Annotated in this window: 8 protein-coding genes; 4 read left to right on the forward strand and 4 right to left on the reverse strand. The window is 50.3% G+C overall.

The features are described from left to right. Positions 1–79 precede the first annotated feature (79 nt). Positions 80–1288 carry an ATP-binding protein gene (locus LBJ25_00945; GenBank protein MDR1452531.1) on the reverse strand — a complete coding sequence of 403 codons (1209 nt, stop codon included), beginning with the start codon at positions 1286–1288 and terminating at the stop codon, positions 80–82. A 310-nt stretch (positions 1289–1598) separates the two neighbouring features. On the opposite strand from LBJ25_00945, the gene LBJ25_00950 reads away from it, so the two are divergent. Beyond that, positions 1599–2198, forward strand: a complete 600-nt coding sequence (locus LBJ25_00950) for a hypothetical protein (protein MDR1452532.1) — start codon at positions 1599–1601, stop codon at positions 2196–2198. Between the two features lie 41 nt (positions 2199–2239). Here the strand turns inward: LBJ25_00950 and thiC are convergent, their stop codons facing one another. Both thiC and pyk read right to left on the reverse strand, forming a co-directional pair. Beyond that, entirely contained in the window at positions 2240–3484 is a 1245-nt protein-coding gene (gene thiC / locus LBJ25_00955; protein MDR1452533.1) for a phosphomethylpyrimidine synthase ThiC, read from the reverse strand. Continuing rightward, complete coding sequence (pyk, locus tag LBJ25_00960) at positions 3485–4942, reverse strand: pyruvate kinase (GenBank protein MDR1452534.1); 1458 nt, start codon at positions 4940–4942, stop codon at positions 3485–3487. Between the two features lie 229 nt (positions 4943–5171). Between pyk and LBJ25_00965 the strand changes: the two genes are divergently transcribed. After that, entirely contained in the window at positions 5172–5504 is a 333-nt protein-coding gene (locus LBJ25_00965; GenBank protein MDR1452535.1) for a hypothetical protein, read from the forward strand. Between the two features lie 6 nt (positions 5505–5510). Beyond that, the gene (locus tag LBJ25_00970; GenBank protein MDR1452536.1) at positions 5511–6722 is read left to right on the forward strand and encodes an aminopeptidase; all 1212 of its coding nucleotides are present in this window, start codon (positions 5511–5513) and stop codon (positions 6720–6722) included. Here the strand turns inward: LBJ25_00970 and LBJ25_00975 are convergent. Further along, a complete protein-coding gene (locus LBJ25_00975) occupies positions 6719–7072 on the reverse strand; it encodes a helix-turn-helix domain-containing protein (GenBank protein MDR1452537.1) in 354 nt (117 codons plus the stop codon). The two genes, LBJ25_00970 and LBJ25_00975, sit on opposite strands and share 4 nt — an antisense overlap. A 96-nt stretch (positions 7073–7168) precedes the next feature. Here LBJ25_00975 and LBJ25_00980 point away from each other — a divergent pair. Continuing rightward, positions 7169–7451, forward strand: a 283-nt coding sequence (locus LBJ25_00980; GenBank protein MDR1452538.1) for a hypothetical protein, incomplete at its 3' end; no start/stop codon positions are given.

Consider the following 7451-nt stretch of genomic DNA (forward strand, 5'->3'; position numbering starts at 1 on the left):
GCTGGACAACAAACTGCAAAAAGCCGCGCTGACCATGCTCAAAGCCTCCGTCAAAAGTCTGGCCAGCGTGAGCCGGTAGCTAATCTTGTAGCAGCCAATTCAAGACATTGAGTTGTTGAATACCGTTATGCGAAACGCGCGGTTCAAAATCTCTGGTCAGTAAGAATTTAGGATTGTGGTTGCGTATAACATTCAACGGAGATAATTCGCGGCGCAGAGTGGCCTCCGCCCGCACAGTTTCTGCCACCTGATAATATTCCGTGCCGCGCCAGCCTTCCGCAATAAAATCCACTTCTTTGTCTCCGACTTTGCCGATAGAGACTTTGGAGCCGCGGCGGAGCAGTTCTAGATACACCACATTTTCCAAAGCGCGGCCGCTGTCGGTTTTTTGATCGCCCAGCAGAAAATAACGCAAACCGATATCCACTAAATAATATTTATCCAAAGTTTGCAGTAATTTTTTTCCTTTGACATCATAACGCGCGGCGCGGTACAAAACATAGCTGTCGCACAAAGCGTTGATATAATTTTCCACGGTATGCGTGGATATTGCGCGTCCATCAGCGGTCAAAGTTTTGGCAATATTATGCATAGAAGTTACCGCGCCGATATTATCCGCTAAAAATTTAATAACGCTTTCCAACTGTCCGATATTTTTTATTTTTTTATTTTCGACCACATCTTTGAGTACAATAGTATTGTAAATACCTTGCAGATAGCTCCGGACGCCGTTTTTGTCCCAGACTTCAGACCGCCTAAACTCCAGAATCTGTGGAAAAGAACTATTTTCCAGATACTGCTGGAATTTTAATTCCAAATTGCTTTTATCCGCAAAGGCGGACACATATTCTTTGAAAGACAGCGGGAACATCTGAATTACCACATACCGGCCGGACAACATTGTTGCCCACTGCCCGGATTGCAGGCGGGAATTGGAACCGGTCAAGTACAGATCGACATTTTTTTTGATGAAAAGCCCATCCGCGGCTCTCTGAAAATCCGGAATATTCTGGATTTCATCTAAAAAAATATAATTTTTCTTATTCGTCAATAATCTGGCGTTGATATAGTCATACAATTTTTCCCAATTCAGCAGCTCACGATAGGCGGGGTCTTCCAAATCTATGCTCTGAATTTGCTCTGGCCGAACACCATTTTTCAGTAAATGTTCCTGGTACAATAAAAACAGAGTGGATTTGCCGCAGCGGCGGACACCGGATACTATTTTAATGAGCTGTTTATCCTTAAATTTTAAAAGCTGTTCCAGATATAACGGTCTATTCAGCATAAACCCCTCTTCTTTTTGCATTATACTGCTAAAACTAGTAAAAAGTCAATAGTTTTAGCAGTGCGGTGCAAAAAACCGGCTAGTCCCTCATCGAGCACAATTCGCCGCACATGCTTGCCATCTAAAACTTGTGTTATGACACCGCTTAGCTTAAAATAATTGAAGAGGGCATGGCAATGACCGAAGAGCAAAAAGCAACAATAATAAAAAAGACTGTAACGAATTTGACTGTTGAGCCTTACAATCGAGTCAAGAGAGCACTTGATTCTTTCTCCAAAAAAACCAGAAAGGCGCTCGGCGTTTCGCTGTAATGCCGCGCAAGAAAATCCGAGAAATATTCTTATTTGCCGGCCCGAATGGCTCTGGCAAGTCAACAGTTGTCAAAAAATTTCTGACTGATAAGAATTGCCCTGTTTATTACATTTGTCCCGACAACAACTTAGACGAAAAACTCAAAAATGACCGAGGGGCTTATATCCAAGCGATGCAAGTGGCGGAACTCCAGCGTTACAAAGCCGTAGCCGAAGGAGAATCTTTTTCTTTTGAGTCTGTGTTTTCTACAACCGCCAAACTAGATTTTTTGAAGTTCGCCAAAATGCAGGGATATAAAATAACGGCGATTTACATCGTAACCAAAAAGCCAGAAATAAATATACGGCGTATTCGTGAGCGTGTTTTACACGGCGGTCACGACGTGCCAAAAGACAAAATAATTTCGAGATATCACAAGTCTTTAAAATTAATGCCGGACTGTTTAGAGACAGCGGATGATTTTTTCCTGTTCGATAATTCCGCAGAGATGCCCGCCAAACCGCAACTTATTTTAGAAAAACACCAAACAAAAATCAAGATAAATTCAAATTATGGGGACATTGGTTGGTTGAAGAAATATTTGAGAGAGATTATTTAGTTTTTTATCCAAGGGGGACAAATGCGGGGCGTATTCTATGGCTAGGTCTCTCGCATCGAGCACAATTCGCCGCACATGGTACATTCTTTAATATCCTGTCCTTTGGCCTGACGCACCGCGCGGGCCTTAGCGCTGTCCAAAGCCAGCTCTATTTGCTTGTCCCAGTCCAGCATTTTGCGGGCTTTGGCCATAGCCAGATCTCTAGCGGCGGCGCGCTCGGGATATTTCACCAGGTCGGCGCTGTGCGCGGCAATGCGGCTGGCCAGTATGCCGTCGCGCACATCCTGCAGATCCGGCAGACCAAGATGCTCCGCCGGCGTTACGTAGCACAAAAAATCCGCGCCGCTGACCGCGGCCAGTGTCCCGCCTATCGCGCCCGCTATATGGTCATAACCGGCGGCGATGTCGGTGGTCAAGGGCCCCAATACATAAAAAGGCGCGCCGCAGCAGAGTTTTTTTTCTAAACGTATCGACCGCGCGATCTGGTCATACGGCACATGCCCCGGGCCCTCGATCAGCACCTGCACATTTTGGCGCCAGGCGCGTTTGGCCAGTCTGCCCAAAATTTCCAACTCCTTGAGCTGCGCTTTGTCGTGCGCGTCGGCCAGACAGCCCGGACGGAGACCGTCGCCCAGCGACAGAGTGACATCGTATTCATAAGCGATCCGGCACAATTCATCAAAATGTTCATAGAGCGGATTTTCTTTACCGGTCTTATTCAGCCATTTATTGATGTACGAACCGCCGCGGCTGACCACGCCGGTCACTCTGGGCTGGCGCTTGAGCAGCGCCGCGACCTCGCGCGTCACACCGCAGTGCACGGTAATGAAATCCACGCCTTGCGCGCAATGTTTGCGGATAATTTCCAGCAGCGCGGCGCCGTCCAGTTCACCATGCTTTTCGCACATCAGCTGATAGATCGGCACGGTGCCAAAACACAGTTTAGTTTTGCCAAGCAATGTCTGGCGCGTTTTATCCAGATCGCCGCCGGTGCTCAAATCCATAATTGCATCCGCGCCGTATTCCTCACAGGCTTTTAGTTTAGCCAGCTCGATCTTCAGCGTCGAACGCAGTTTTGATGTGCCGATATTAGCATTGACTTTGGTCAGGCAATTTTCGCCGACCGCCAGCGGCCGTATCGCGCGGTTTTTATTTTTGACCAGAGCGATCCGGCCGGATTTCAAGCCTTTCAAGATTTTTTCTGCCGGTATCCGCTCGTCTTCCGCCGCCGCGGTCATTTGCGGCGTTATTTTATTGGCCAGAGCATAGGCGCGCTGCGTAGTCATTTAGTAAGGATCGCCCACGCGGTGCACGCGGATCATATTGGTGCTGCCGGCGGTAGCGATCGGAATGCCGGCCATGATGACCACCAGATCGCCATTTTGGAGCAGACCGGCCTCTTTGGAACGCTGCTCGGCTTCCTGCAGCATTTGCTTAATGCCGCTCATCCTGGCAAAAGGCGTATGTCCCAGCAGCGGCGTCACACCGCGGTAAAGCGCCATCTTGCTGCAGGTTTTAGGCCGGTCGGAAATAGCAATGATCGGCACGGAAGAGCGGTACTTGGACAGCAGCAGCGGCGTGCGCCCGGAATCCGAAAAAGTAATCACCGCTTGGGCGTCGATCTCGTCAGCCAGCTCGTCCGCGCTGTCGCACAGCGAACTCAAGACGCTGTTTTCCTGAATAAAATGAGTTTTGCGGACGGTCAATTTTTTCTTGCGCCCGGATTGAACAACGTCCACATCAGCCGCCACCCGCCCCATCAGGCGCACGGTCTCGATCGGAAATTTGCCCACGGCCGTCTCGCCGCTGAGCATGACCGCGTCTGCCCAGTCGTAAATCGCGGCGGCCACATCGGAAACTTCCGCGCGAGTCGGCAGCGGATTATTGATCATGGACTCCAGCATTTGCGTCGCCACGATGACCGGCACACCGCTGTAATTGGCGCGGCGGATAATGTCTTTTTGCAGTGACGGCACTTTTTCGATCGCCAGCTCCACGCCGAGATCGCCGCGCGCCACCATGACGGCATCGCTGACCGCCGCGATCGCGTCGATATTGGCCACCGCTTCCGGCTTTTCGATCTTGGCAATGATCTTGTGCTCGGAATTATGTTCCCGCAAAAATCCGCGCAAATCCAGCACATCCTGCGCCGCGCGCACGAAAGACAGGGCAAAATAATCCACGTCCATTTGCAGACCGCGCAGCACATCCTCTTTGTCTTTCTCGGTCAGCGCTGGCGTGGAGAGTTTCATGCCGGGCAGATTCATGCCTTTGTAATCGGACAGCTCGCCGCCCGCCAAAACCCTGGTGTAAACATTGGTCTCGTCTTTGCGCAAAACCTCCAAACGCAGCCGCCCGTCATCCAGCAGAATAATATGTCCCGCTTCCGCATCCTTGACGATAGGCTTATACGTCGTGGAAACTTTTTGCTCATCACCGGCAAGGTCTTCTATGGTCAGCGTAAACTCCTGTCCTTCTCGCAGCGTGACCCGGCCGTTTTGAAACTTGCCCACGCGGATTTTCGGCCCCTGCAGGTCAATGAACAGCGCGACATGTGTTTTTATTTTTTCGGCCAGCGTCCGCAAATCCTGCGCCGCCTGCTTCGCCCGCGCGTAATCATTGTGCGAAAAATTGAAACGAAAAACATTCACACCCGCGGCCAGTAGTTTTTCCAGCATTTCCCGCGGAAAAGTGGCCGGACCGATCGTAGCGATTATTTTGGTTTTACGTGACAGATCAAGCATGCCGGCTAGTTTAACATATCCTAAGGGAATTATCTTTGGGCACATTCTTTACTGTAACTGACCAGCCGTGCCGACCAGTTGCGCGGAACGGCGCCTAAAGTGATAGTTTTGTGGGGGTGGGCAAAAACAATGCAACCGTTTTGAATTAGTTACGATAAATACACGAATAAAAAAAGACTACCAAAAATACCTGGCTGGCGATATAATTAAGCGGAAGGGACAGGACAAAATGACAACTCAAGAAAAAACCAAACCACAGGCAACTGTAAAGCAGCCGCTGAGAATTGTGGAAAAAGCGGTTCGGGCGCCGGCGGCGGAAAGCCGTAAGCTGGAAAACTTTAAAAAGCTGCTGGTGAAAAATCTGAAACCCAGGTCCCGGCCGGAAAATGTGGTGCAGGCTATCGTGGACGCCGCGCTGGTTTCGGAATACACACCGCAGATCCGCCGGCGCGATTATTATCCGCACATGAGAGAGGTTATTTCCAACGCGCTGCTGAAAAACAAAATTTTGAAAAAAGAAGCGTTGAATATTTCCAAGCATTACCAAAAGCGGCTCGGCTAGATTTTCATGGGAAACACTATTCTAAGCGGCGCTCTGCTGGATAAATACGCCGAAGTTTTGTTCTGGGGTCTGACCACCGCGCATCAGAAAAAATATAAGCCCTACGACACAATCCTGCTGCGCTGGGAGCTGCCCGCTCTGCCTCTGGCGGAAAAAGTTTACGCCAAATTGGTGCGGCAAAAATTAAATGTCATCACGCGCGCGGTCGTGCCGCCGGTCATGGAGCACAGTTTTTACCAGTATGCGGACAGCCGGCAGCGCAAGTTTGTCGCGCGCGGCGAGCAGGAATTATACGAAAATCTCCACGGCAATATTTTTATCAGCGCACCGGATTCACTGACGCATCTCAAAGACATTGACCCGCAAAAAATGGGCGAGACAGCCGTGGCGCGGAAATTTTTGCGCGAGATCGCCGAGCGGCGCGAGGAGCAGGGCGCTTACGCCTGGACGCTCTGCACTTACCCGACGCAGGAGCTGGCGGACAAAGCCAAATTGAGCCTGTCTGAATACACCGCGCAGATCGTCAAGGCTTGTTATCTCAATGCAAAAGACCCGGTGCGCCGGTGGCAAGAAACACTGCAAATGGCCGTGGAAATCAAAAAATGGCTGAACGCTCTGCCGATCAAAACTTTTCAGGTGGAAAGCCAGCATACCGACCTGACTATTTTGTATGGCGAAAAACGCCGGTTCATGGGCGTCAGCGGCCACAATATTCCGTCTTTTGAGCTGTTTACCTCGCCGGACTGGCGCGGCACGCAGGGGCGATACTATGCCAATCTGCCGTCCTACCGCGGCGGCAATTATGTCGAGGGCGTCGACCTGACTTTTGAGCGGGGCGGCGCGGTTAAGATCCGCGCCAAAAAAGGCGAGGAGTATGTGCAAAAAACTCTGCGGCTGGACAAACAGGCCAATAAGATCGGCGAGTTTTCCCTGACCGACAAGCGTTTTTCCAAAATCGACAAATTCATGGCGGATATTTTGTTTGACGAAAATTTCGGCGGCGACAGTGGCAACTGTCACATCGCTGTCGGGGCGGCGTATTCCGATACTTACGCGGGCAATCCTAAAAATTTGACAAAAAAACTCAAGTCCCGGCTGGGCTTTAATGACTCCGCCCTGCACTGGGATCTGATCAACACCGAGCAGAAAACGGTCACGGCGACGCTCCAGAGCGGCAAAAAAATTCTGATCTACGAAAAAGGAATGTTCCAGTATTAGCGGCGCGGTCTGCGCCCGGAGCACTGATATAAATACTTACTGTGGATCCTCGTCAGCGCATGGTTGATATCCTCGTGGTATTTTCCCAGCAAATGGACGCTGTCCGCCGGCCAGCCGGTCAGGGGTTTTAGCAATTCGTAAATCTCGACCTGAAAAATATTTGCCAGCTTGAGCATCGTGTACAGAGAGATCCATTTCTTGCCCCGCTCCACATCGCTCAAAAAAGTAATGGAAATGTCCGCCTTTTCCGCCAGCTCGGCCTGCGATAATTCTAGACGTTCCCGAAATTGTTTGACATTGGCGCCCAAAATACTCAAAGCGCGGCTTTCACTCACTTCATCTTTTAGCATTATATTTATTATGCTGGGTGATTGACAAACAGACAAACATCGTATAGACTAATGATAGTCAATCTATATAATCAACAAACGACAAAGGGGGCATTTATGACTATAGCGACAGGCGAGCGGCTGCTGGCGGAAGACATGCTGAATCTGGCTTTTTTTCCGCAAGGCATGATACTCATGTATGACGGCACGGGCTGGACGGACAATGTCACGCTCAAAGGCTGGTATCGGTGCAGTAAAAATTCTGACGGCGCGGACAAGATCGTGAACGGGTACACTGTGCCGGACTTGCAGGATAAATTTATCATGGGGCACAGCGGCGGCGGCCGCGCGGGTGGCAATAATTCTCTGGAGCTGTCCACCGCCAATTTGCCGGCGCATG

It is taken from the genome of Candidatus Margulisiibacteriota bacterium (genome assembly GCA_031268855.1).
GTDB lineage: Bacteria > Margulisbacteria > Termititenacia > Termititenacales > Termititenacaceae > Termititenax.